This is a genomic window from Streptomyces sp. NBC_00554, from assembly GCF_041431135.1.
GTDB lineage: Bacteria > Actinomycetota > Actinomycetes > Streptomycetales > Streptomycetaceae > Streptomyces.
Window position 1 is genome coordinate 1,308,202 of record NZ_CP107799.1, and the last position, 21,592, is coordinate 1,329,793.

The 21,592-nt window shown below is 70.1% G+C and carries 21 protein-coding genes; 9 read left to right on the forward strand and 12 right to left on the reverse strand.

Annotated features, from left to right (window positions below):
• Window positions 1–224: 224 nt before the first annotated feature.
• The 3 genes from OG266_RS05900 to OG266_RS05910 all read right to left on the reverse strand — a co-directional run bounded on the left by OG266_RS05900 (window position 225) and on the right by OG266_RS05910 (window position 2,746).
• On the reverse strand, window positions 225–1,106 hold the full coding sequence (locus tag OG266_RS05900) for a class I SAM-dependent methyltransferase (protein ID WP_371543556.1): 882 nt from the start codon (window positions 1,104–1,106) through the stop codon (window positions 225–227).
• 282 nt (window positions 1,107–1,388) lie between these two features.
• Complete coding sequence (locus OG266_RS05905; RefSeq protein ID WP_371543559.1) at window positions 1,389–2,006, reverse strand: DUF2064 domain-containing protein; 618 nt, start codon at window positions 2,004–2,006, stop codon at window positions 1,389–1,391.
• Window positions 2,003–2,746 (reverse strand): glycosyltransferase family 2 protein, encoded by a 744-nt coding sequence (locus OG266_RS05910; protein WP_266472779.1) that lies wholly within the window; start codon window positions 2,744–2,746, stop codon window positions 2,003–2,005. Before OG266_RS05910 ends, OG266_RS05905 begins: the two co-directional genes overlap by 4 nt.
• 103 nt (window positions 2,747–2,849) lie before the next feature.
• Between OG266_RS05910 and OG266_RS05915 the strand changes: the two genes are divergently transcribed.
• Both OG266_RS05915 and OG266_RS05920 read left to right on the forward strand, forming a co-directional pair.
• A complete protein-coding gene (locus tag OG266_RS05915) occupies window positions 2,850–3,623 on the forward strand; it encodes a response regulator transcription factor (RefSeq protein WP_371543564.1) in 774 nt (257 codons plus the stop codon).
• 117 nt (window positions 3,624–3,740) lie between these two features.
• Window positions 3,741–4,853, forward strand: coding sequence for a sensor histidine kinase KdpD (locus tag OG266_RS05920; RefSeq protein ID WP_266472783.1), 1,113 nt, complete (start codon window positions 3,741–3,743; stop codon window positions 4,851–4,853).
• Window positions 4,854–4,874: 21 nt separating this feature from the next.
• On the opposite strand, the gene OG266_RS05925 is transcribed toward OG266_RS05920, so the two are convergent.
• Complete coding sequence (locus OG266_RS05925; protein ID WP_371543568.1) at window positions 4,875–5,870, reverse strand: NAD-dependent epimerase/dehydratase family protein; 996 nt, start codon at window positions 5,868–5,870, stop codon at window positions 4,875–4,877.
• 88 nt (window positions 5,871–5,958) lie between these two features.
• Window positions 5,959–6,756, reverse strand: a complete 798-nt coding sequence (locus OG266_RS05930) for a VOC family protein (protein ID WP_371543571.1) — start codon at window positions 6,754–6,756, stop codon at window positions 5,959–5,961.
• A gap of 673 nt (window positions 6,757–7,429) precedes the next feature.
• Here OG266_RS05930 and OG266_RS05935 point away from each other — a divergent pair.
• Complete coding sequence (locus OG266_RS05935) at window positions 7,430–9,346, forward strand: TerD family protein (RefSeq protein WP_371543574.1); 1,917 nt, start codon at window positions 7,430–7,432, stop codon at window positions 9,344–9,346.
• 35 nt (window positions 9,347–9,381) lie between these two features.
• Here the strand turns inward: OG266_RS05935 and OG266_RS05940 are convergent, their stop codons facing one another.
• Both OG266_RS05940 and OG266_RS05945 read right to left on the reverse strand, forming a co-directional pair.
• Window positions 9,382–10,344 (reverse strand): NAD(P)H-dependent flavin oxidoreductase, encoded by a 963-nt coding sequence (locus OG266_RS05940; protein ID WP_371543576.1) that lies wholly within the window; start codon window positions 10,342–10,344, stop codon window positions 9,382–9,384.
• Window positions 10,345–10,658: 314 nt separating this feature from the next.
• Window positions 10,659–11,225 (reverse strand): DinB family protein, encoded by a 567-nt coding sequence (locus OG266_RS05945; RefSeq protein ID WP_371543579.1) that lies wholly within the window; start codon window positions 11,223–11,225, stop codon window positions 10,659–10,661.
• A gap of 160 nt (window positions 11,226–11,385) precedes the next feature.
• Between OG266_RS05945 and OG266_RS05950 the strand changes: the two genes are divergently transcribed.
• Both OG266_RS05950 and OG266_RS05955 read left to right on the forward strand, forming a co-directional pair.
• Window positions 11,386–12,804 carry a ferric reductase-like transmembrane domain-containing protein gene (locus OG266_RS05950; protein WP_371543582.1) on the forward strand — a complete coding sequence of 473 codons (1,419 nt, stop codon included), beginning with the start codon at window positions 11,386–11,388 and terminating at the stop codon, window positions 12,802–12,804.
• A 41-nt stretch (window positions 12,805–12,845) separates the two neighbouring features.
• Window positions 12,846–13,010, forward strand: a complete 165-nt coding sequence (locus tag OG266_RS05955; protein ID WP_266475081.1) for a hypothetical protein — start codon at window positions 12,846–12,848, stop codon at window positions 13,008–13,010.
• Here the strand turns inward: OG266_RS05955 and OG266_RS05960 are convergent.
• The 4 genes from OG266_RS05960 to OG266_RS05975 all read right to left on the reverse strand — a co-directional run bounded on the left by OG266_RS05960 (window position 12,932) and on the right by OG266_RS05975 (window position 15,558).
• A complete protein-coding gene (locus OG266_RS05960) occupies window positions 12,932–13,225 on the reverse strand; it encodes a helix-turn-helix domain-containing protein (RefSeq protein WP_371543585.1) in 294 nt (97 codons plus the stop codon). The genes OG266_RS05955 and OG266_RS05960 overlap by 79 nt on opposite strands.
• Window positions 13,117–13,536 (reverse strand): class I SAM-dependent methyltransferase, encoded by a 420-nt coding sequence (locus OG266_RS05965; protein WP_371552660.1) that lies wholly within the window; start codon window positions 13,534–13,536, stop codon window positions 13,117–13,119. The genes OG266_RS05960 and OG266_RS05965 overlap by 109 nt, the downstream gene beginning before the upstream one ends.
• 273 nt (window positions 13,537–13,809) lie before the next feature.
• Window positions 13,810–14,052, reverse strand: a complete 243-nt coding sequence (locus tag OG266_RS05970) for a hypothetical protein (RefSeq protein ID WP_266472794.1) — start codon at window positions 14,050–14,052, stop codon at window positions 13,810–13,812.
• Between the two features lie 99 nt (window positions 14,053–14,151).
• Window positions 14,152–15,558: a ferric reductase-like transmembrane domain-containing protein gene (locus OG266_RS05975; protein WP_371543588.1), complete on the reverse strand. Its 1,407-nt coding sequence runs from the start codon at window positions 15,556–15,558 to the stop codon at window positions 14,152–14,154.
• Between the two features lie 315 nt (window positions 15,559–15,873).
• On the opposite strand from OG266_RS05975, the gene OG266_RS05980 reads away from it, so the two are divergent.
• From OG266_RS05980 to OG266_RS05990, 3 genes are all read left to right on the forward strand, one after another.
• Entirely contained in the window at window positions 15,874–16,563 is a 690-nt protein-coding gene (locus OG266_RS05980; RefSeq protein ID WP_266472796.1) for a response regulator transcription factor, read from the forward strand.
• Window positions 16,560–17,981: an ATP-binding protein gene (locus OG266_RS05985; RefSeq protein WP_371543592.1), complete on the forward strand. Its 1,422-nt coding sequence runs from the start codon at window positions 16,560–16,562 to the stop codon at window positions 17,979–17,981. Before OG266_RS05980 ends, OG266_RS05985 begins: the two co-directional genes overlap by 4 nt.
• A gap of 493 nt (window positions 17,982–18,474) precedes the next feature.
• Window positions 18,475–18,900, forward strand: a complete 426-nt coding sequence (locus tag OG266_RS05990; protein WP_371543594.1) for an HPP family protein — start codon at window positions 18,475–18,477, stop codon at window positions 18,898–18,900.
• Window positions 18,901–18,974: 74 nt separating this feature from the next.
• On the opposite strand, the gene OG266_RS05995 is transcribed toward OG266_RS05990, so the two are convergent.
• The gene (locus tag OG266_RS05995) at window positions 18,975–20,954 is read right to left on the reverse strand and encodes an ABC transporter ATP-binding protein (RefSeq protein WP_371543597.1); all 1,980 of its coding nucleotides are present in this window, start codon (window positions 20,952–20,954) and stop codon (window positions 18,975–18,977) included.
• A 384-nt stretch (window positions 20,955–21,338) separates the two neighbouring features.
• Between OG266_RS05995 and OG266_RS06000 the strand changes: the two genes are divergently transcribed.
• Window positions 21,339–21,554, forward strand: a complete 216-nt coding sequence (locus tag OG266_RS06000) for a hypothetical protein (protein ID WP_371553181.1) — start codon at window positions 21,339–21,341, stop codon at window positions 21,552–21,554.
• Window positions 21,555–21,592: the final 38 nt, after the last annotated feature.

Below are 21,592 nucleotides of genomic sequence, written 5' to 3' on the forward strand. Positions count from 1 at the left end.
CTCGCGGGCGACTGGTTCGGGGTGGCCCTGTGGTTCGTGGGTGCGGCGGTGCTGCACGACCTGGTGCTGCTGCCGCTGTACGCGGGGGCGGACCGCGCTCTCTCACGCGCGCTGGGAGCGGTCGGCCGCCGGGAGTGGACGGTCTTCGTCCGGGTGCCGGCGGCGCTCTCCGCTCTCCTGCTACTGGTGTGGTTTCCGCTGATCAGCGGGCAGGTGGCGGACCACTACCAGTCCGCGACCGGCCTGTCGGGCGACGGGTTCCTGTCCCGCTGGCTGCTGATCACGGCCGCGCTGTTCGGGGGCTCCGCGGTGCTGCTCGTGCTGCGGTTGCGCAGGGCGACGAAGGAGCGGCCGCCCGCCTCCCACTGACCGTCCGGGCGCCAGCCCGCGCGCGCCGCGTGCCTCAGCAGGGCCGGGGCGCCGAGGCGGGCCCAGGGAAAGGCCGGGCCCGCGGCGCCGTGGGCGTTGGCGACGCGGACGACATGGACGTCGACGCGTTCGTCGACGTCCATGTCCGGGACGGCCTCGACGATCAACAGGCCGCCGGAGGACAGGAGTTGGGACATCCGTCGGAGCAGGGCGGCCGGGTCGCCGCCGATGCCGACGTTGCCGTCGATGAGGAGGGCGGTGTCCCAGCGGCCTTCGCCGGGGAGCGGCTCGAAGACCGACCGGTGCAAGGCCTGCCCGCCGAGCCGCACGGTGTGGGCGACGGCGGCCTCGCTGACGTCGATGCCGAGCGCGGGCCTGCCCAGCGCCGCGAGCTCGGCGACGAGCCGCCCCGGCCCGCACCCCACATCGAGCACAGCGCCTTCGCAGCGCCGCAGCGCCTCCAGATCGGCCGCGTCGGCCCGTGCACACCAGCGCTCGACGTCGAGGGGAAGCAACCAGCCGTCGGGACGGCGGAGGTAGAGGGGGCCTTGGCCGGTGCGGAGTGCATCGGAGTACGGGTCGGCCGACCAGGGGGTGGTGGGACTCGACGACGTGTCCGGCGTTCGATGTCGAGGCCGTTCGGGCCGGGAGCGGGACCCTCCGGAGGCGGGCACGGGTAGGGGTGACGGGGGCGGGGAAAGCCGCCCGGCGGCGGGAGCGCCAGATCCCGTGCTCATCAACAGCTCACCGCCTGCACGCGGGCCAGCTCCACAGCAGGCGGGCGGGGCGAGGAAAACCGCCCGGCAGAGGCAGCGGAAGCGCCAGATCCCATGTTCATCAGCAGCTCACCGCCTGCACGCGGGCCAGCTCCACAGCAGGCGGGCGGGGCGAGGAAAACCGCCCGGCAGAGACAGCGGAAGCGCCAGATCCCGTGCTCATCGGCGGCTCGCCGCGGAGCAGGGATGGCGGGGGCGGGGAAAGCCGCCCGGCAGGGGCAGCGGGAGCGCCGAATCCCGTGTTCATCGGCGGTTCACCGCCCGCACGCGGGCCAGCTCCGCGGCGAACCGGCCGCCGGGTGCCGCCGACGCGACCGCCTCCGCGTCGGCAGCCGTGTCGACGTCCCGGAGAGCGGGCAGCTCGCGCACGCGCAGGCCCGCGGCTGTAAGGCGGTCCCGCTGCACGGCACCCGTGGTCGGCGTCGACATCGGTACGCCGCGCAGCAGTTCGGGGTCGGGGCTGGCGAGCCCCAGCGCCCAGAAGCCGCCGTCCTCGGCCGGTCCGAAGTACGCGTCGCAGTCGGCGAAGTCCACGGTGAGAAGTTCGGGCGTCACCTGAGGGGTGTCCATGCCGATGAGCAGCGTGGGCCCTTCGCAGCCGGCGAACGCGGCGGCGAGCCGCTCGTCCAGACCTCCCGCGCACTGCGGTACGACGTCGAAGCCAGGCGGCAGCCAGCGGCCCGGCGCGCCGTCGAGCACCAGCACGTGGCGCGAGGCTGGCGTCGCCGCCACCGTACGCAGGGTGTCCACGAGGGCCGCCTCGGCGAGCAGTGCCGCTTCCCGGGGCGTGAACGGCGGCGTGAGCCGGGTCTTCACCCGCCCCGGCCGTGGCTCCTTCGCGATGACGAGCAGGGTGCTCACTGGGCGGTTCCTCCCTGGGAGGGGGCGGCCGCCATGATCGGCGCCGGTGGTTCGGCCAGGACGCGGCGCATGTCCCGTACCGCCTGCCAGGTACCGCGCCAGGTGCCGGTGACCTTGGAGGCACCGGTACGGGGCAGGTACGGCACGTCGTGCTCGGCGACACGCCAGCCCGCGTCGGCGGCGCGGACGACCATCTGGAGCGGGTAGCCGCTGCGGCGGTCCGTGAGGCCGAGGGCGAGCAACGGTTCGCGGCGGGCCGCACGGAGCGGCCCGAGATCGTGCAGGCGCAGTCCCGTGCGGCGGCGCATCATCCGGGCCAGGGCGAGGTTGCCCGCCCGGGCATGCACGGGCCAGGCGCTCCGGCTCTGCGGTCGGCGCCGCCCGAGCACGAGGTCCGCCTCCCCGTCCCGCACCTCGCGTACGAAGGGGACGAGCAGCGACGGGTCGAGCGAGGCGTCGCAGTCGCAGAAGCACACGAAGTCCGCGGTGGCGGCGGTCAGCCCGGCGTGGCAGGCGGCGCCGAACCCGCGCCGCGCCTCGCGAACGACGGTCGCGCCGAGGCCGCGGGCCAGTTCCGCCGAGCCGTCCGTGGACCCGTTGTCCACGACCAGTGCGCGCCAGCCCGGGGGGATGCGGGCGAGTACCCAGGGCAGGGCCTCGGCCTCGTTCAGACAGGGGAGGACCACGTCGACCTGCGGGTCCGTTACGGGAAGGGCGCGATTTGCAGTCACGGCTTTCACCTTACGAACGCGAAAGGAACATATCGGGCTTGACCTCCTTACGAAACACGGACGTCGACCCGCGCCGGCGGCACGGGGGCAGGGCCGGTGGGAGGCTGGAGGCATGCAGCAGCCGTACGAACCCCCAGGTGCCGGGCGTGCTCCGAACGGCCACGGGGACACGACCCCGGGCGGGTCCGGGGCCACGACGCGCGTTCTCGTCGTCGACGACGATCCGACCGTCGCCGAGGTCGTCTCCGGCTACCTCGACCGCGCGGGATACGCCGTGGACCGGGCCGCGGACGGGCCTGCCGCGCTCGCCCGGGCCGCCGCGCACTGGCCGGACATGGTGGTCCTCGACCTGATGCTGCCGGGGATGGACGGTCTCGAGGTGTGCCGGCGGTTGCGGGCGCGCGGTCCCGTGCCCGTCATCATGCTCACCGCCCGCGGTGACGAGGACGACCGGATCCTCGGCCTGGAGGTCGGCGCCGACGACTACGTCACGAAACCGTTCAGCCCCCGGGAACTGGTGCTCCGGGTCGAGTCGGTCCTGCGCCGCACACGGCCCGCCGCCGACGCCCGCCCCCTCCACGCGGCCGGTCTCACCGTCGACCCCGCCGCCCGCCGCGCCACCAAGAACGGTACGGAACTCGCCCTCACCATCCGCGAGTTCGACCTCCTCGCCTTCTTCCTCCGCCATCCCGGCCGCGCCTGCAGCCGGGAGGACCTGATGCGCGAGGTCTGGGGCTGGGACTTCGGGGACCTGTCGACGGTCACGGTCCACGTACGCCGGCTACGGGGGAAGGTCGAGGACGACCCGGCGCGACCGCGGCTGATCCAGACCGTGTGGGGCGTCGGCTACCGCTTCGACGCCACGCCCCGCGAAGAGGCGGTCTGACGATGCCCAATGCCACGCATCCCGGGGAAGCGACCTGACCATGCTCGACACGACACCACGCGAAGAGATGGTCCTGACCATGCTCGACACCACACCCCGCCGAGAGATGGTCTGACCATGCGCGACATGCTGTTCATCGCCCTCTACGCCTTCCTCGGCGCCGCCGCGGCCGGGCTGCTCGGGGCGGGTGCGCTCTGGCTGATCCGGCGGCGGTCGCTGACCGCGTCCCTCGCCGTCGTCGCCGCCGTGGCCGTCACCGCGATGCTCGCCGGGACGCTGGCCGTGGCCTGGGCGATGTTCCTGTCCTCGCACGACCTGAGCGTCGTGACCACGGTCGTCGCGATGGCGGCCGTCGTTTCCCTGGCGACCGCCCTCCTCCTCGGCCGCTGGGTCGTCGGCCGCAGCCGGGCACTCACTCTCGCCGCCCGCTCCTTCGGCGACGACGGTGACTTCGCGGCCCCCGACGGCCCGGCGATCGCCGAACTCACCGCGCTGAGCCGGGAGTTGGCGGCCACCAGCGCCAAGCTCGCCGAGTCCCGCGACCGCGAGCGCGCCCTGGAGACCTCGCGCCGCGAACTCGTCGCGTGGATCTCGCACGACCTGCGCACCCCGCTCGCCGGACTGCGGGCGATGTCGGAGGCTCTGGAGGACGGCGTCGCGGCCGACCCGGACCGCTATCTCCGCCAGATGCGCACCGAGGTCGAGCGCCTCAACGACATGGTCGGCGACCTGTTCGAGCTGTCCCGCATACACGCCGGGACGCTCGCCCTCTCCCCCTCCCGGATCTCGCTGTACGACCTGGTCGGCGACGCCCTCGCGGGAGCGGACCCGCTCGCGCGGGAGTACGGAGTACGGCTGGTCGGCGACCGGATCGAGCCGGTGCCCGTCGAGGTTGACGGCAAGGAGATGAGCCGCGTCCTGGGCAATCTGCTGGTCAACGCGATCCGGCGGACACCGGCCGACGGCACGGTCGCGATCGCGGCAGAGCGGTCGGACGAGGGTGTCGTACTGTCCGTCACCGACGGCTGCGGGGGCATCCCCGAGGAGGACCTCCCGCGCGTCTTCGACACGGGCTGGCGGGGCACCCACGCGCGGACTCCTCCCGCGGGAGCCGGGCTCGGCCTCGCGATCGTCCGTGGCATCGTGGAGGCCCACCGGGGCCAGGCCGCCGTACACAACGTGCCCGGCGGCTGCCGATTCGAGGTCACGCTTCCCACAGCCGAGGCGTGAGCGGAGGCACCCTACGGGGCGCTACTCCCCGCGCAGCTTCGCCGTCGCGAACTCCCGCATCCCCTCAACGAACCCGACCTCGGCCTTCCAGCCCAGCTCGGCACGCAGCCGGGACGAGTCCGCTGTGATGTGGCGTACGTCGCCGAGCCGGTACTCCCCGGTCACGACCGGCTCGGGTCCCCCGTACGCGGAGGCCAACGCGCACGCCATCTCGCCGACCGTGTGCGGCTGCCCGCTCCCGGTGTTGTACATGGTCAACGCTCCCTCCGGGGGCTCGGCCTCCAGCGCCGCCACGTTGGCCGCCGCCACATCCCGTACGTGCACGAAGTCCCGTCGCTGGCCGCCGTCCTCGAAGACACGCGGGGCCTCTCCACGGGCGAGTGCGGACCGGAAGAAGGAGGCGACACCGGCGTACGGGGTGTCGCGCGGCATCCCGGGCCCGTACACGTTGTGGTAGCGCAGCGACACCGCCGAACCGCCCGTGGACCGCGCCCACGCCGCCGACAGATGCTCCTGGGCGAGCTTGGTCGTCGCGTACACGTTCCGCGGGTCGACCGGAGCGTCCTCACCGACAAGGCCGGGCGTCAACTCCCGCCCGCACTCCGGGCACATGGGCTCGAAGCCGCCGCCCTCCAGGTCCCGCACGCTCCGGGGCCCGGGCCGCACCACCCCGTGCCGGTCGCAGCGGTACGAACCCTCCCCGTACACGACCATCGACCCCGCGAGCACCAGCCGCCGCACCCCTGCCTCGGCCATCGCGGCAAGCAGGACCGCCGTACCGAGGTCGTTGTGGGACACGTACTCGGGCGCGTCGCCGAACCTCGTCCCCAGCCCCACCATCGCCGCCTGGTGGCACACGGCGTCGACGCCCGGCAGTGCGGACGCGACCGCGCCGGCACTGCGCACGTCCGAGCCGTGGCGCAGGTCGAACCCGACGGTCTCGTGCCCTCTCGCGGTCAGCGCCTCGACGACATGGGACCCGATGAACCCGGCTGCGCCGGTGACCAGTACTCGCATGTACGGAACGCTAGGACCGCGAAGGCGCCGTGCGGCAGCACCGCGCCTGTCACGTCACCGGTCCGTAAGACCTCGGCGGACGCGGGGCTCAGCTCTCGACCGGGGCGAGGACCACGAAATCCGCGTTCGACGGGTCGATGCAGACGGCCAGCCGGCCTACACCCTCCATGTCCGCGGGCCCCATCTGCACGCTGCCGCCCTTCTCGGTGACCGTGGCGACCGCGGCGTCGCAGTCGGCGACGGCGAAGACCGGGTGCCAGTACGGTCGTCCGTTCGCCAGGGCGAGGGCGTCCGCCGGGACCTCCATGAGGCCTCCGTGCATACGCTCTTCGGGAAGTCCGGCGGGAGTGACCAGGGAGTATGTGCCGCCGTCGCCCGGCAGCGGCATGTCGCTGAACTGCCAGCCGAGGACTCCGCCGTAGAACTCCTTCGCGGCCGCGGCGTCCGTCGTGTACAGCTCTGTCCAGGACAGTGATCCCGGCTCGTCGACCAGCTCGACGCCCTTGTTCTTCCCCGGCTGCCAGACGGCGAACTGGCCGCCCGACGGGTCGGTGTACTGCGCCATCCAGCCCCAGCCGTCGAGGTCCCTCGGCGCCACCCGGACCGTGCCGCCCGCGCGCTCCACGGCCTTCGTCGTGGCGTCCGCGTCGGCGACGCTGTAGTAGATCATCCAGGCCGGGCGGGCGCCTTCCTCGGTGAGCTTGCCGAGTCCGGCGACGATCTTGCCGTCCTTCCGGAACATCCCGCCCTCCATGTCCTCGCTCTCTCCCATGGGCTCGTAGTCCCAGCCGAGCACCGCGCCGTAGAAGGCCGCGGCTGCCGGAACATCGGGTGCGCCGAGGTCGAGCCAACAGGGGGAGCCGGGCACGAAATCAGTGGTGATCACAGCGATTTCCCTTCGCAGTTCCTGTGTGACCCCAGACTGGCACCCGGCACTGACAATCGCCCCTCGGACCGCGCGACGGTGGGCCTCAGGGGTGGTGGTTGTTCATCCGGGCGAGTGCCGCGTCCGCCGTTCGGGCAGCGGCGAGCCCAACGGTCACCGGATCGGTGACCGTCGGTGGATCCCGCCCGCTTCTACGCCGGGACTCCGCTGCCACGATCCTCGGCGGCCTGCGCCCCCGCACCGTGCCGGCCAACGGCGAGTCGCAGTCCGGGTCCGGGCGGAGGCGGACGACCGGCGGGGTCGGGACATCCGCTTGGAGTGCCTGCGACAGCGGGGCGCGCCCATCAGCACCGGCCAGGCCCACCACGCCTGGACACCGCCCAGTTCGCGCTGAACGCTGGGTGACCACCGGCATCCCTCCGGCCAGGGCGCCCCCGCTTCCAGGTGGACATCTCCGGGTCCGCACAGAGCGTCGCCACGGGATTCCGCCGCCCGGCCGACGCGTCTGAATTGGTCAGAGCCACCGCCCAATCAGGCATCGGCGGCTGCCCTCGTACATTCCGTGCGGTTGTTCGACAGTGGTCGACTTCGGCACGGCATGACGTCCTTCCAGAGCAGGGCAAAACGGCATACGGGTTGAAGGAGTGTGGAATAGCCGATCATCCTTGGCGCCATGAGTCTCGTCTCCGCCTCCTTCGACGTGCCCACCACGGGCGACTACGCCTACGACTGGGCCCTGGTCGACGTGGAGACCTCCGGACTCATGGCCAGGCGGGACCGGGTGCTGTCCGTCGCGGTGGTGACGATCGGTCCGGACGGCGAGCAGACCGGAGAGTTCTCCACGCTGCTCAACCCCGGCTGCGACCCGGGACCCGTGCACGTGCACGGGCTGACCGTCGAGCGACTGCGGGGCGCGCCGACCTTCGACCAGGTCGCGGGGCGCATCGGCGCGATGCTCCAGGACCGGATCCTGGTCGCCCACAACGCCCAGTTCGACTACGACTTCCTGGCCCACGAGTTCTCCCGTGCGCGGATGTGGCTGCCGGTGTCGCAGCGGCTGTGCACGCTGGCCCTCAACCGTCAGGTGGATCCGCCGACGGACGACATGAAGCTGGGCACCCTCGCCGCTCATTACGGCGTACCGCAGGTGCGGGCGCATGACGCACTGGACGACACCCGGGTGCTGGCGGGCATCCTGCGGGCATCTCTGCGCGAGGCGGCACGGCTCGATCTGCCGTTGCCGCTGGTGACCTGCCCGCCTCGGGCGGAATCCCAGTTCACGCCGCAGCCGCCCAAGACGCCCTGCGCGTACCGGAACCCGGGACGGCTGATGCCCGGCGGGCCGCTCCAGCAGGGGATGAAGATCGCGATAACAGGTGAGACCGCCCACGCCCGGGCGGAGCTGGTCGGGCGGGCGGTTGCCGCCGGACTGAACATGATGACGACCGTCAGCCGGCACACCAGCGCTCTGGTCACCAACGAGCCGACGTCCGATTCGGCGAAGGCCCGACGCGCGATCGCCGAAGGCGTACCGGTCATCGATGAGCACACCTTCCTGCAGTTGCTGACCGACGTACGGACCGGGACAGCTCATGAGGCGACGACTACCACTGCCGCCCTGATCGCACCCGTGGCGGAGCCGGCAACCGCACAAGTCTCGGCCGAGGAACCCGTATCCACCACAGGCTCTGCCACACCCGTCCCTGCGGTACCTGTCCTCCCGGCGCTCCCCCTCGGCGTATCCGTTCCCGCTCCGCGCCTACCTGAGAACCCGGCCGGCACCTCGGACGGGCCGCTGACGGGCAGTCGGGTACTGGTGCTCGGCGGCGCCCATGCCGATGCCTCCGCAGCCCGTACCCGTGTCGTCGAGTTGGGCGGGTCCGCAGCGGTCAACCTGTCGGCCAGCGTCACCGACGTCGTCCTTCTTGCCGACGGCGCGAAGGACCGTCGGATGCTGCGCATCACCGCTCTTGAACTCCCCGTGCATGACGAAGATTGGCTCACCGCACCGGCAGTAGCCGACCAAGACACCGCGGCTGCCCGCCCGCAGGACCCACAGGTAATGCCCAGGGGCGACGTCATCGACCTGCCCGTCCCGAACGGCACACCCGCGCTCAAGTGGTACGTCACCGCCGGCTGGGCTCCACAGGCCGACTGCGAGATCGACGTCGTCGCCTTCATCCTCGACGAGGACGAACAGGTCACCTTCGACGAGGACTTCATCTTCTACGGCGCCCCGGAAAGCCCCGCCGGCACCGTGCGACTCCTCACCGGCGGTCCCGCCGAACAGACCATCGCCCTCGACCTGGCATCCCTTCCGCCCGCAACCCGAAAGGTCGTCATCGCCGCGGCCATCGACGGCGCCACCACCTTCGGGACCGTCGGCGCGATCCAGATCGGTGCGGCGCCCGGCAGCAGCGGGGCACCACTCGCCCGGGCCACCCTGGACGCCGCAACGACCGAACGCACCATGTTGCTTGCGGAGATCTACCGCAGGGGTCCGGTCTGGCGCCTGCGCGCTGTCGGCCAGGGCTATGACCATGGGCTCGATGTCCTGGCGCGCGGATACGGGGTCGACATCACTGACTGAACGCACTCCACGCCGGGCATGGGCGGGTGCTGTGCTCAGTGCCGTCCCGCGCGGTTCAGGGCGTCCTCCGCCTGTGTGGCCAGGGTGCCGACGAGGTCGGCTGCGGGTGGCTGGTCGGTGATGAGGTCGACCGCCTCACCCGCCCAGACCGGTAGCGGCGGCAAGTCGCCCCGGGCGACGCCGTCCTGATACTCCGTCTGGGCCCGGGCGTCCGCGGCGAGTTCCGCCTCCCGGCCCCGCCATTGGTCGAGGTAGCGATGGCCCAGCGTGCGGGCGGTGTACCGGGCGGGCCACCGGGAGCCGCGGGCGATGTCGAGCACGCGGTTGCGCTCGGTGTCCTGCCCGTGCCCCTCGACGATTGCGGTGACTGTCGAGGGGTGGACCAGGGCTTCGGCGGTGGCCTGGAAGCGGGTGCCGATGAGCGCCCCCGCGGCCCCGAGGACCAGGACGGCCGCCAGGCCGCGGCCGTCGGCGATCCCGCCGGCCGCCAGCACCGGCACCGGTGCTGCCAGATCCACCACCACCGGCACGAACGGCAAGGTGGACCGCCCGTGCCGGGCCCCGTGCCCACCGCTCTCGGTGCCCTGCGCCACGATGACGTCAGCGCCCAGGTCCACGGCCTGTCTTGCCTCTTCCAGGTCGGTGACCTGAATGATGAGTGCCGCGCCGGTCCGGCGGACGCGTTCGGTGTACGCGCTGGGGTCGCCGAAGGAGAACATCACCGCCCTGGGCCGGTGTTCGAGTGCCCGCTCGACCGCGCGCGTGTCGATCTGCCAGGTCAGAAAGCCGATGCCCCACGGCTTGTCGGTGCCCTGCTCGACGAGCGGCACTTCGCGGGCCAGCCAGTCCGGATCCCCGTTCCCCGAGCCCAGCAACCCGAGCCCGCCGCCCCGCGAGACGGCTGCCGTCAGCGCACCACCGGCAGACCCGCCCATCGGTGCCAGCGCGATCGGATGCCGCACCCCGAACAGTTCCGTGAACGCCGTCGACAACGCCATGCCCACATCATCGCGCATCGCACTCGTCGGCACCCAAGGCTGAGAGAAATACATCCTAGGCGTTTTCTCACACTCGGAGACACTCGGAGACGCTCGGATTCATTCGGAAACATTCCGATCGCACCAAATGGAGAGTCGTGCATCCGGCTGCGCGCGGAAATTTTATGAACACCTCTCACATTCACCTGAGGAACCCTCATGAATGAGGCAGAGAAAGCGCCTTCGGAATTTATCCGTCTGGACCTTCACCAAGGTCCGGTCCGGTGAGCTCAAGCTTTCGGCCCCGGCCGCCAAGGGCGAAGTCACGGCCCGGGTTACTGGCCCACCCTTCCGTCGATGCACTCGCGCAACAGGTCGGCGTGCCCGCAGTGCCGGGCGTACTCCTCGACCCTGTGCACCATCAGCCCCCGAACCGTGATTCCGTCCTCCCCCAGACGCTCGCTCAGATCCGGGTGCCCGGCCAGCGCGGCGTCGGTCGCGGCCTGCTCGCGCGCCAGGTCGGAGTACGCGGCATCGACCTGGGCCTGATCGGCGACGGCTCCGTCGAAGTCCGCGTCGCGCTCGCCGTACAGCTTCGGCAGCGGATCGCCGTCGCCGATCCAGTTGTGCCAGTCCCGTTCCACCTCGACAAGGTGGCGAAGCAGGCCGAGCAGCGACATCGTCGACGGCGGAACCGACCGGCGGGCAAGTTGCTCCGCGTCCAGGCCCTCGCACTTCATCCGCAGGGTCAGGCGGTAGTTCGCCAGGAAGTCCAGCAGCGTCGCAAGCTCCCCGTCCGGATTGACGTCTTCATTGCGGGGATCGTCGTCCGGGTCGGCCCACATGTCGGGGTAGACGGTCGCCTGGCTCCATCGCGCGGGTTGGTCACTCATGCGTGCCATGTTCGTCTGTGAGGGCCCGAGTTCGCCAATGAGTTTCGGTCCGGAAGAGCGGGTGGCCCTTCTTAAAGTGGTCACAAAAAACTCCATCATCCTGATTTGCGCAGCGCCATCCACGTAGCGGGACTGGGCTACACGCCTCGGGTGTGATGAGAGGGTGTCCATGGGAACGATTCATCAGGTATCTCCGGACCGATCGCCCCAGCCTCCGGACGGAACGTCACCACGTCCAAAGCGTTACCGGCCCGGGTGGGGAGACCTGCTCGGCACCCTCGCGGTCTTTTCGACCGTCGCCCCTGTCGGCCTGTGGCTGCTGAACCACGGGCTGCCCCTGCCGTTGGGCATGAAGTCCACGGTCGGCATGCTGGGGCTGCTGTCCTCGCTCATCGCGACGCAGCTCATGCTCCTGCTGGTCGTCCTCCTGGCGCGGATCCCATGGGTGGAACGAGCCTGGGGGCACGACCGCCTGGCTCGACAGCATCGCTGGATCGGGTTCGCGTCCTTCTGGTTCATGATGGCGCACCTCGTGGCCCAGACCCTCGAGCGGGTCTCCCGCGACTGGTCGACCGCCTTGCAACGGACCTACGAGCTCTACGTAGTTGAACCGTGGATGCTCGCGGCCACCGTCGGCACCGTCCTCATCATCGGCGTCATGGTCACGTCGATGCGCTGGGCCCGTCGGCGACTGCGCTTCGAGGGCTGGCACCTGCTGCACCTCTACACCTACCTCGGCCTGATTCTCATCCTGCCGCACATGCTCGTGACCGGCCCGGAGTTCCACGCGCAGTGGGCACGGGCGTACTTGTGGACCGAATACGTCCTCGCCGCCGCCTGCATCCTTGTCTTCCGTCTCGGTCTGCCGCTGTGCCGGACTCTGTACCACCGGCTCCGGGTCGAGGAAGTGAGCACCGAAGCGCCCGGCGTGGTGTCGATTACGCTGACGGGCCGTCGGCTGGACCAACTGCACGCCAGGTCGGGGCAGTTCTTCATCTGGCGTTTCATGGACGGACCCGGTTGGACCCGCGGCCACCCCTACGCCCTGTCCGCGGCACCTCAGCACGACCGGCTCCGTATCTCGGTCCGCGAGTCCGGCGACGGCAGCGCCCGCGCCGCCACGCTGCGGCCCGGTACCCGTGCGCTGATCGAAGGGCCCTACGGCACCATGACCGCGCGTCGGCGCCGCTGGCCGAAGATGCTGCTCCTCGCGGCCGGAATCGGCATCACGCCGTTGCGGGCACTGCTGGAGGACACGCGATACGGCCCCGGCGAGGCGACGTTGATCTACCGCTTCAGCAGTGAAGACGACCGGCTCTTCACAACGGAGCTGCAGGAGCTCGTCACACGCCGCGGCGTCGACCTGGTCCTGCTGCCGGGAGGACGCGGCCCCGACGGCTCATGGCTGCCGGCCGACTTCGGCGCCCAACCCGATGAGATCCCCGTACTGCGTCACGCCGTTTCCGACTTGACCTGCCGGGACGTCTACGTGTGCGGCCCTCCCCCGTGGGCCTCCGCGGTCCACGCGACACTGCGCCGCGCGGGCGTCCGCGAGGAAGACATACACACCGAAGTCTTCGCCTGGTAGCCGTAACCGTCCCTGTCCCGGTCCCAAGGAGCGAAGCCGTCATGCATCGCATCACCCTGTGGAGTGCTCTGGTCATCTCCGCCATCGGCCTGGTCGTCTGCTACATGGTCAACGCCGGCGGTCTGACCTACAACCCCGCGGTACCGACCGACAACGACAAGGAGCAGGGCACCCACATGCCGGCTCCAGGTACGGAAAGGAAGTAACCGCCCGCCTCAAGTTTGCGGCGCAAGTACATGACGTACAAGTCGACGGTGTTGGAGGTGGGTCCCCCCTGTTCGCCCCAGAGGGACTTGAGCAGCCACTCACGTGTCAGGACTCGCCCCGGACGCGCCGGCCACCAGGTCTGAGCGACGCCAGGAGTTGGCGGACGACGGCTTCGATCTGCGAGGGCGGGAAGTTCGCGAAGGGCAGTCCGCACACGATGTGGTCGTAGTGCCCGAGTTGCTGGTCCTGGATGAGGCCGTGGTGCAGACGGGTACGCGGGGCGATGGCTGCCAGCCGTGCGTCGTGCCGCAGAGCCGCCGCCAGGTGGTCGACGAACGGGCGGTTGGCCTCGACGAGTTCGAGTGTGTCGTTGGGGCCGAGGCGTTGCGCGAGGTGGCGGGTAACAGCTCCGGTGCCCGGTCCGACTTCCAGCACGGCACGCGGCTGGTCCGGGCTGCCCGGTTGGACGTGGCGGGTGAGAGCACGGGACAGGGCGGCTCCGCTGGGCGCGATGGATCCCGTCATTTTCGCGGTTCGGGTGAACTGCCGGAGAAATGCCAGAGCTTCTGCCACAGCAGCTGATGCGGTCGAGGTCGTCACGTGGGCACCTTCGCCTTGCTGATGAATCCGAGTGGGTCGGCGGAGCGGGTGGACGTTCGGGGGCAGCGCACCGTGGACGTAGGTGCGGTGATCCCGGTCCAAGGTGCGGCTCGGGATGGCGAGTTGCTGGGACCGTCGGTCCCGTCAAGGGCGGTCCCAGCAGCTCAGGATGTTGCGGGCAGGGCGCAAGGCGGTGAGCTACTTGTTCTCGCCCGGCTTGCCGGCGTGCTCGCCGTCTCCGGGTGTGTCGTCACCGGGCTTCGCCTGATCGACGGGGCTCGCGGACGCGTCGGTGCCAGGGCTGGCAGGGGCCGTCGCGACGGGTTCCTCGTCCTTGGTCTCGCCTCCCTTCGCACCGCTCCCGGAAAGGTTGAGTTGGTAGGCGAAGAGAAGGGCGGTCACGGCGAGGGTGGCCGTGAGCCAAAGGGTGATGCGGCGCATGATTACTCCTTCGGATATTTGCGAATTACGGTTGGCGGATTGGCGGATTCCACCGGATTACGGGTTATCGATTTCGGGTTATGAACTACGGTTTACGGGCTACCAGGCGAATTCCTCGGTGTGCAGGCTGTCTCGATGCACGCCGGCGGACCTGGTTGCCTTGCGAACCGCGGAAAGCCAGGCAGGCGGACCGCAGACATACACATCTCGGTTGGCGACGTCTGGGACGAGTTCCTTGAGCACCTGGGCGTCATCGGCATGGGTGCCGACGCCGGCCGGCAGCCACGAGTCGTCGGCACGGCGGGGGCCGGGCATGAAGTGCAGTTCGACACCGCGCCGGCCGGCGATCTGCCTCAACTCGTCGGCGCACACGGCGTGTTCCGCCTCGGTGTAGCGGTAGAGGAGAACTGCTTCCCCGGGGGCGTAGGCGGTGTCCTCGAGCAGGGCTCGCATGGGAGTGACGCCGATGCCGGCGGCGATCAGGAGCATGCGGGGGTGACGCCGCTGCCGTGCCGTGAGCGTGCCGTACGGGCCCTCGATCAGCACGCGGGTGCCGGGCTTGAGCCGGGCTTGGCGCTCGCTTCCGTCTCCGGCGATCTTCACCGTGATCCGCAGGCGGTCGGCTGTGGGCGCCGCGGAGAGGGTGTACGGATTGCCGCGGGACCAGCCGGGGCCGTCGAGGAAGCGCCAGATGAAGAACTGTCCGGACTCGGTGCGCAGTCTGTCCAGCCGGTGTCCGCGCATGGTGACGGAGAAGATCCCGGGCCCTTCGGGGCGTACCTCTGCCACGCGCAGGCGGTGGTAGAGGGAGCGCCAGGCGGGCCAGCCGAGCCGATAGAGGACGGTGACGCCCGCCGCGAACAGATACAGGGTCCACCAGTAGGTGCGGGCCCAGGCCTCGTGGAAGTCGGCGCCGTCCTCCAGCATGTGCGGGAAGGTGAAGGCGACGCCGAGATAGGCGTACAGGTGGAGCAGGTGCCAGGACTCGTAGCGCAGCCTGCGGCGGGCCGCCCGGACGGACGTGACGACCACCATGATCACCGCGATGGTGCCGATCGTGGCGAACAGCATCCACGGGTCGGTGATGAACAGCTTCCACAGCTCGTCCAGAGCACTGGCCGGGTCCCGGGAGATGCGCTGCACTGCGAAGAGGACGACGTGCGCCATCATCAGCCAGAACGACGCGAACCCGATCCAGCGGTGCCGCCGGGTGAGCAGGTCGTGGCCCCAGGACCGCTCGACCCAGGGGATCCGGGCCAGGAGCACGACCTGCAGCAGCATCAGATCGGCGGAGACCAGCCCGGTGAGCAGGCCGAGCGATCCGACGGCGGTGTCCACGGTGGTCAGGCTCAGCAGGCCCTGATTGCGGATCCAGAGGAATACGACGGCGACCACTGAGGCGATGGCGGCCGGCCCCAACAGGTCGGCGAGGCTCAACCTGAGGGCGCCGCGCTGCGGCGCGGGCGGCCTTCGGTGGCCGGTGGCCGCCGCATTGGATGTGGTCATCACTACCTTCCCTCGGACATGTGACGGGGGTGACAGGCACCCTGGTGGGCGCTTCGACGACCAGCGTGGAGGGCGTTTTTGTGGCGCCTTTAAGAAGGCGTGGCGCCTTAAGGAGTCGCGGCTCCTTCGAGAAGGCATGACGCCTTTGAGAAGGCGCAGGCAGCGGCGTGGCCCCGCCGTTCTTAATCTGTTTTGTGAAAGATCAGCCATCCTGGTCGTGGCTGGCCGGACGGGCCCGTCCGTCTCGTCCGGGCCCGGTCATCCGCAATTGCGATACGGCTTGGGTGTCTCGCCCGGCACGGAAAGTGAGGGGCGATGTCGGCTTCCCGGCGAAAGCCGCTGGTGCTTGTGGTGGACGACGACCAAGGCGTCCGCCAGGCCCTGCGGCTGGGACTGTCCGTCGAGGGCTTCGACGTCCACGAGGCCCCCGACGGGGAGGCCGGTCTGGACGCGATTGCCGCGCAGCTGCCCTCGGTCGTCCTGCTGGACGTCGTCATGCCCGGCATCAGCGGGGTGGAGGCGGTACGGCGCATGCGGCTGCAAGGGCGCACCATCCCGGTGTGCATGCTCTCCGCACGCGACGAGGTCGACGACCGGGTGGCGGGTCTTGCGGCCGGCGCCGACGACTACGTGGTCAAGCCGTTCTCGGTCGCCGAGCTCGCCGCCCGGCTGCACGCGCTGGTCCGCCTCCACGAGGGCAGTCGGCAGCGCCCTCTCCTGCTGGGTGACCTCACCATCGAACCCGCCCGCCGGGAGGCCACGCGCGCGGGCCGTGAGCTGGGGCTGACCACACGCGAATTCGATCTCCTGGTGGCGCTCGCCCAGCGCCCGGGCCAGGTTCTGAGCCGCGCCCAGCTCCTTGAGCAGGTGTGGGGTTACACCTGGGACGTGGACACCAACGTGGTCGACGTCTTCATCGGCTACCTCCGCAAGAAGCTCGAGGCCGACGGCGAGAAGCGGATCCTGCAGACGGTGCGCGGCGTCGGATTCGCGCTGCGGACATGAGGCTCCCCCTGCCGCGCAGCCTGCGCTCACAGATCACCGCGAGTGTCGCCCTCCTGGTGGTCCTCGTGGTCGGCGTCGCCGGCCTCGTCATCGTGGACCGCATCGACCACCGTGACCGCACCGACGTCGACCGGCAGCTCACCGCCCGCGCCACCAAGGTGCAGGAGGACGCCGACAAACTCCTCTCCACGGGAGACGGCGCCGACCGGGTCGGGAGCGACGACTACGGCGGCCTCCTCGCCGGCAGCCAGTCCCTGGTCCGGCTCATCTCCGGCAACGAGATCGTCGCCCAGCGCGGTGACCAGCTCACGGTCGATATTCCGGTCCCCGCCTCGGACGGCCTGAGCACCATCCGAGCCGGTGGCCAGACCTGGCGTTCCCTGGTGCAGCCCGTGGAAGACACCGGCAGCGAACGCCTTCAGGTGCTTCAGGACCTCGGCCCCATCGAGCAGCGGCTGGCCGACAACACCCGCATCGTGGCCGGCGTCGCCGTGCTGTCCATGCTGTTCACGGCAGGCGGCGTGTGGCTGATCACCAGAGTGGTCCTGCAGCCTCTACAGCGGCTCCGCACCGGCGCACAACGCATCCGCCCCGCCGACACCCACCAGGAGCTGCCCACAGTCACCCGGCCGCAGGAGGTGGCGGACCTGTCCGCCTCCCTCAACCGCATGCTGGGCCAGCTCCAGACCAGCATGCACGCCACCCGCCGTTTCACCGCCGACGCCGGGCACGAACTGCGCACCCCCCTCACCACCATCGGCATGAACCTGGAAACCCTGCAGCGCAACCCGCACCTCCCCGCCGCCCAGCGACAGGAAGCCCTCGACGCGATGGTCGTCGAGCATCACCGCATCACGACACTGCTGGAGGGCCTGCAGATCCTCGCCCGTGGAGATGCCGGTGCGCTCCCGCCCCGTGCCACGGTGGATCTGCCCGCGCTGCTGGATGAAGCCGTACGACATGCGCAGCACCGGCATCCCACGACCACCTACTCCCTGTCCCTCGCTGCCGGCAGCGCTCCCCGCGTCCAGGGCTGGCCCGCCGGGTTGCGGCTGGCCGTGGACAACCTGCTCAACAACGCGGCCCTGCACGGGCGGCAACCCCACGGGCAGGTCCACGCATCCCTCGTATGGGACTCGTCGCTGGCCTACCTCTCCGTCACCGACGACGGGCCCGGCATCCCCGCCGACCAACGGGAAGCCGTCAAGGAACGCTTCGCACGGGGCCGTCGGCCCCGCAGCCACGGCTCCGGTCTCGGACTCGCCCTGGTACAGCAGCAGGCAGAACTCCACGGCGGCACACTCACCCTGGGAGACGCCGACGGCGGCGGGCTCCAAGCGACGCTGGCCATCCCCCTGCGACAGGCCGCTCCTGCCTCCGCCCGTGTCACTCCCCCCGCGCACTCCCGACGTGGATAGAACCATGGAGGCGGGGAACGGCTGTTGCTCGGTGGCCTCGGCACAAGCGGTTCGATAGAGGCCCTCGATCGAGCGATAACGAGGCGGGCTTGGACAGGCGTTGGCCTGCGACGTCAGGATTCAGGGCGTGATCCCCGTCTTCACGGACGACGAGCCGCCGTGGGCCGGAAGCGGGGACGGTTCCGAGGAGTTCCCTTGCTGCTTCCGTGCGCCCCGAAGGTGTGCGCCCCACCCGGCAGGACCGAGATCGCTCCTTCTCCCCACCTGCCGCGGAGGCATGCCGCGCGCTGTCGGCTGGGCAGATCTACGGCTGTCGGCCTTGCTGCAACTGTCGGCCTTCCATCGGGACAGGTATGTCGTATTCATGGCGTGTGACGCGCCCGGGATACGGGAAGCCGTGAACGCCCCGACCCGCCTGGCGAAGCGGCCTCCCGTTCGCCGTCGGGAAAACGGCGAACCACGCCCGCCACGGCGCACGGTCGCATCGGCGGCCGTGACCACGTCCGTCGGGCTGGCCGTGTTGGTGGCCTTGGGGACGCTCACTCACCAGACGGTGCTTGTGCCACCGCTCGCCGCCACGATGGCGATCGTCACCGCGACTCCCGAGTCGCCTCTCGCTCAGCCCCGCCATGTCATCGGCGGCCACATGCTGTCCTGCCTCGTCTGCTTCGCGGTACTCGCCCTCGGCTGGCACGGCCCGTGGGCCGCGGCCGTGGCCTGCGGCATCGCCTGCGGACTCGTGCTCGTGCTCAAGGCGGCCCATCCGCCCGCCATGGCGACCGCAGTCATGATCATGGTCACCCACCCGTCCGCCAACCGCTTCGTACCCCTGCTGGCCGCCGGTGCGGTGCTGCTCGTCGTGGTGCAGATGGTCTCCGCCCGTCTGCAGCGAGAGGTCTATCCCACCTCTTGGTGGTGATACCTGGTGGTGATACCTGGTGGTGAGCCGACACCGTCGTACGGCTTCGCCTGGCGGGGGCGGTCGTACGGCATTCACCAACTGGTTTCGTCGAAGCGGGCGTCGGTGGGTCCGGACTTCTTGAGCCGGACGCCGTGGGGTGCTCCTTGCAGTTCCGCGTAGACCCCGCGGCGGGCGAGGAGTTCGTGATGTGTCCCGCCTTCCACCAGCCGCCCGTGGTCGAGTACGACGATACGGTCGGCCTGCGGAGCCAGCTGCAGGTCATGAGTGATCATGAGGGTCGTACGGCCGGACATCAGCTCGCGGAGCGGGCCGATCACACGACGGGCGGCCAGGGCGTCCAGTCCGGTCGTGGGCTCGTCCAGGATCAGTACGGGCGCGTCGCGAAGCATCGCACGGGCAATCGCGATGCGCTGCAGTTGCCCGCCGGAGAGCCGGGCGGTGTGGGGGTCGATGGGGGTGTCGTAGCCCTCCGGGAGTGTGGCGATGAAGCCGTGGGCGGCCGCGGAGCGGGCCGACTGTTCGATCTCCCGATCGGTGGCACCGGGGCGGCCGCAGGCGATGTTCTCGCGGATGGTGTCGTGCAGGATCAAGGTCTGTTGGGGCAGCAGAGTGACGTGTTCGCGCAGGTAGGACACCGGGATGGTGTCCAGGGCAACACCATCGAGCCGGACACTTCCTTCGGTGGGGTCGTAGAAGCGCAGGAGCAGCTTGGCGATGGTGGACTTGCCCGCGCCGCTCGGTCCGGTGACCACGACGAATTCACCGGGCCGTGCGGTGAGGGATACGTCGTGGAGGGTGGGCGCGTCCTGTCCCGGATAGCGGAAGCCGACCCGGTCGAGTTGTACGGTCCCGCGCACGCGCCAGGGGGTGATGGCCAGATGCGCGGGCGGGTCGGTGACGGCCGGCTGTGTGTCGAGGATTTCCAGCAGCCGTTCGGCGCCCGCGGTGGCCGCGGTGACGGTCAGGCCGAGTTGGCCGAGGCTGCGCAGCGGCGGGTACAGATAGCCCAGGAAGGCGGCGAAGGACAGGAGTTGGCCGATGGTCATGCGGTCCTGGGAGATTTCCCAGGCGCCCAGTCCGATCACTCCGAGGACGCACACCGTCTCGATGACTTCCACGGCCTGTTCGTAGAGCTCACTCATGCGTGCCCCGGTCACTGAGGCCCGCATCCATGCGCGGGCTTCGCGCCGCAGCCGCTTCTCCTCGGCGTTCTTGCGGTTGTAGGCCTGGGTGAGCACGACGTTGCCGAGTGCTTCCTCGACGACCGAGGTGATGGCTCCGTCGGCGACGCGCTCCTCGCGTGCGACCGACTTGATGGGCGCGGAGAACTTCCTGGCCGTGAACCATAGGACAGGGGCCAGGGTGAAGGTGGCGAGGGCCAGGTCCCAGCGCAGCCACAGGGCTGCGGCCGAGAACAGTACGACGTTGAAGATCGCGGAAACGATGCCGACGACGCCGGAGACGACCATCTCCTCGATGGACTCGACGTCTCCCGTCAACCGCTCCACCAGGTCGCCTTGGCGGTGTCGCTGGAAGAAGTCCGGCGGCAGGTCCTGGACGTGCCCGAAGACGCGGGCACGCAGCCGCATGACGAAGCGCTCCGCGGTCCACACGGCAGCCGAGTTGCCGGCGTATCCGACAGCGGCGCCGAGGAGCGCGACGGCCAGCCACTGGCCCGCCGGTGCCCAGAAGGCGCTGAGTGAGCCCTTCTGGAGCGCGTGGTCGGTCAGTTCACCGAACAGCAGGATCGCCGCTGTCTCGCACAGCGCGGCCACGACGACACAGCTGCAGATCAGCACCAGCCACCGCCGGTCGTCGTTCGTCAGTGGCCAGAAGCGGGAGAACGCCTGCCGCATGGTGAGCTGGGGCGCCGCGGCCGTGTCGCCGCCCTCCGCCTCGGCGGGGTCGGCGGCTACACGCTCCGGCTGAAGTCCCACGAGTGTCTGGGTGCCGTGCGGGCGCAGGAGACCGGCTCGGCGGTGACGGCCTCTTACGCGTGGCACCTGCGCCAGGCGCAGTTGCATCGTCTGCTGATCGTCGTATGAGGTCACTGCCACTCCTGAATCGGGCTCCGACATGCCAGAAGCGGGCCCGCGACTTGCTGCCGCGGACCCGCCTTTCACCCCGGAACCGTTCAGTGCTTGATCGGGCGCTTGCGGGGCTTCGGCTTCGCCGTCTTGGTCTTGGCAGGCTTCGCCGGCTTGGCGTCCTTGACGTGCTTGATGGCGGCAACCTTCTTGAAGCTCATATTTCCTCCATAAGCGCAGCTCACCTGCTGCGTGGTTCCTTTCGCCGGAGCCGTCCGGCTTCGACACGGAAGACATTAGGAGGCCTTCTTGAGGCGAGTTTAAGAAGACGACGGCGAGGCAGTTATCCACCGCATCTGAATTCGCGGTCACGTCGAACCAGTGGTGGGACCGGCCGTGCGACGGAGCATGGTCACGGCTTACACGGACCCCAGCTGGTCGCCGCTGTTCGTCGGAATCGCGGGCCTGGTGACGGAGGTCGGCGGCCTGATGGACGGACGGGTACGTCGAGATCCTGTCGAGCTGAGTCGTTCGAAAAACCAGTGGAACGGCGCCGCTGTGCGCCACTACCGTGCTGCCGAGCCAAGTCGTCTGGGTAAGGACGTGCCGTTGTACACCCTGTGAGACCTCCCGAGAGCTGATCTGTCGCGCGTCGCGCATGT

Excerpts from the sequence above, each read along its gene's own strand:
- OG266_RS05900 (WP_371543556.1), bottom strand. The coding sequence starts at position 1,106 with ATGAGCACGGGATCTGGCGCTCCCGCCGCCGGGCGGCTTTCCCCGCCC.
- OG266_RS05915 (WP_371543564.1), top strand. The coding sequence starts at position 2,850 with ATGCAGCAGCCGTACGAACCCCCAGGTGCCGGGCGTGCTCCGAACGGC.
- OG266_RS05920 (WP_266472783.1), top strand. The coding sequence starts at position 3,741 with ATGCGCGACATGCTGTTCATCGCCCTCTACGCCTTCCTCGGCGCCGCC.
- OG266_RS05925 (WP_371543568.1), bottom strand. The coding sequence starts at position 5,870 with ATGCGAGTACTGGTCACCGGCGCAGCCGGGTTCATCGGGTCCCATGTC.
- OG266_RS05935 (WP_371543574.1), top strand. The coding sequence starts at position 7,430 with ATGAGTCTCGTCTCCGCCTCCTTCGACGTGCCCACCACGGGCGACTAC.
- OG266_RS05940 (WP_371543576.1), bottom strand. The coding sequence starts at position 10,344 with ATGGCGTTGTCGACGGCGTTCACGGAACTGTTCGGGGTGCGGCATCCG.
- OG266_RS05945 (WP_371543579.1), bottom strand. The coding sequence starts at position 11,225 with ATGGCACGCATGAGTGACCAACCCGCGCGATGGAGCCAGGCGACCGTC.
- OG266_RS05950 (WP_371543582.1), top strand. The coding sequence starts at position 11,386 with ATGGGAACGATTCATCAGGTATCTCCGGACCGATCGCCCCAGCCTCCG.
- OG266_RS05955 (WP_266475081.1), top strand. The coding sequence starts at position 12,846 with ATGCATCGCATCACCCTGTGGAGTGCTCTGGTCATCTCCGCCATCGGC.
- OG266_RS05965 (WP_371552660.1), bottom strand. The coding sequence starts at position 13,536 with ATGACGGGATCCATCGCGCCCAGCGGAGCCGCCCTGTCCCGTGCTCTC.
- OG266_RS05970 (WP_266472794.1), bottom strand. The coding sequence starts at position 14,052 with ATGCGCCGCATCACCCTTTGGCTCACGGCCACCCTCGCCGTGACCGCC.
- OG266_RS05975 (WP_371543588.1), bottom strand. The coding sequence starts at position 15,558 with ATGACCACATCCAATGCGGCGGCCACCGGCCACCGAAGGCCGCCCGCG.
- OG266_RS05980 (WP_266472796.1), top strand. The coding sequence starts at position 15,874 with ATGTCGGCTTCCCGGCGAAAGCCGCTGGTGCTTGTGGTGGACGACGAC.
- OG266_RS05985 (WP_371543592.1), top strand. The coding sequence starts at position 16,560 with ATGAGGCTCCCCCTGCCGCGCAGCCTGCGCTCACAGATCACCGCGAGT.
- OG266_RS06000 (WP_371553181.1), top strand. The coding sequence starts at position 21,339 with ATGGTCACGGCTTACACGGACCCCAGCTGGTCGCCGCTGTTCGTCGGA.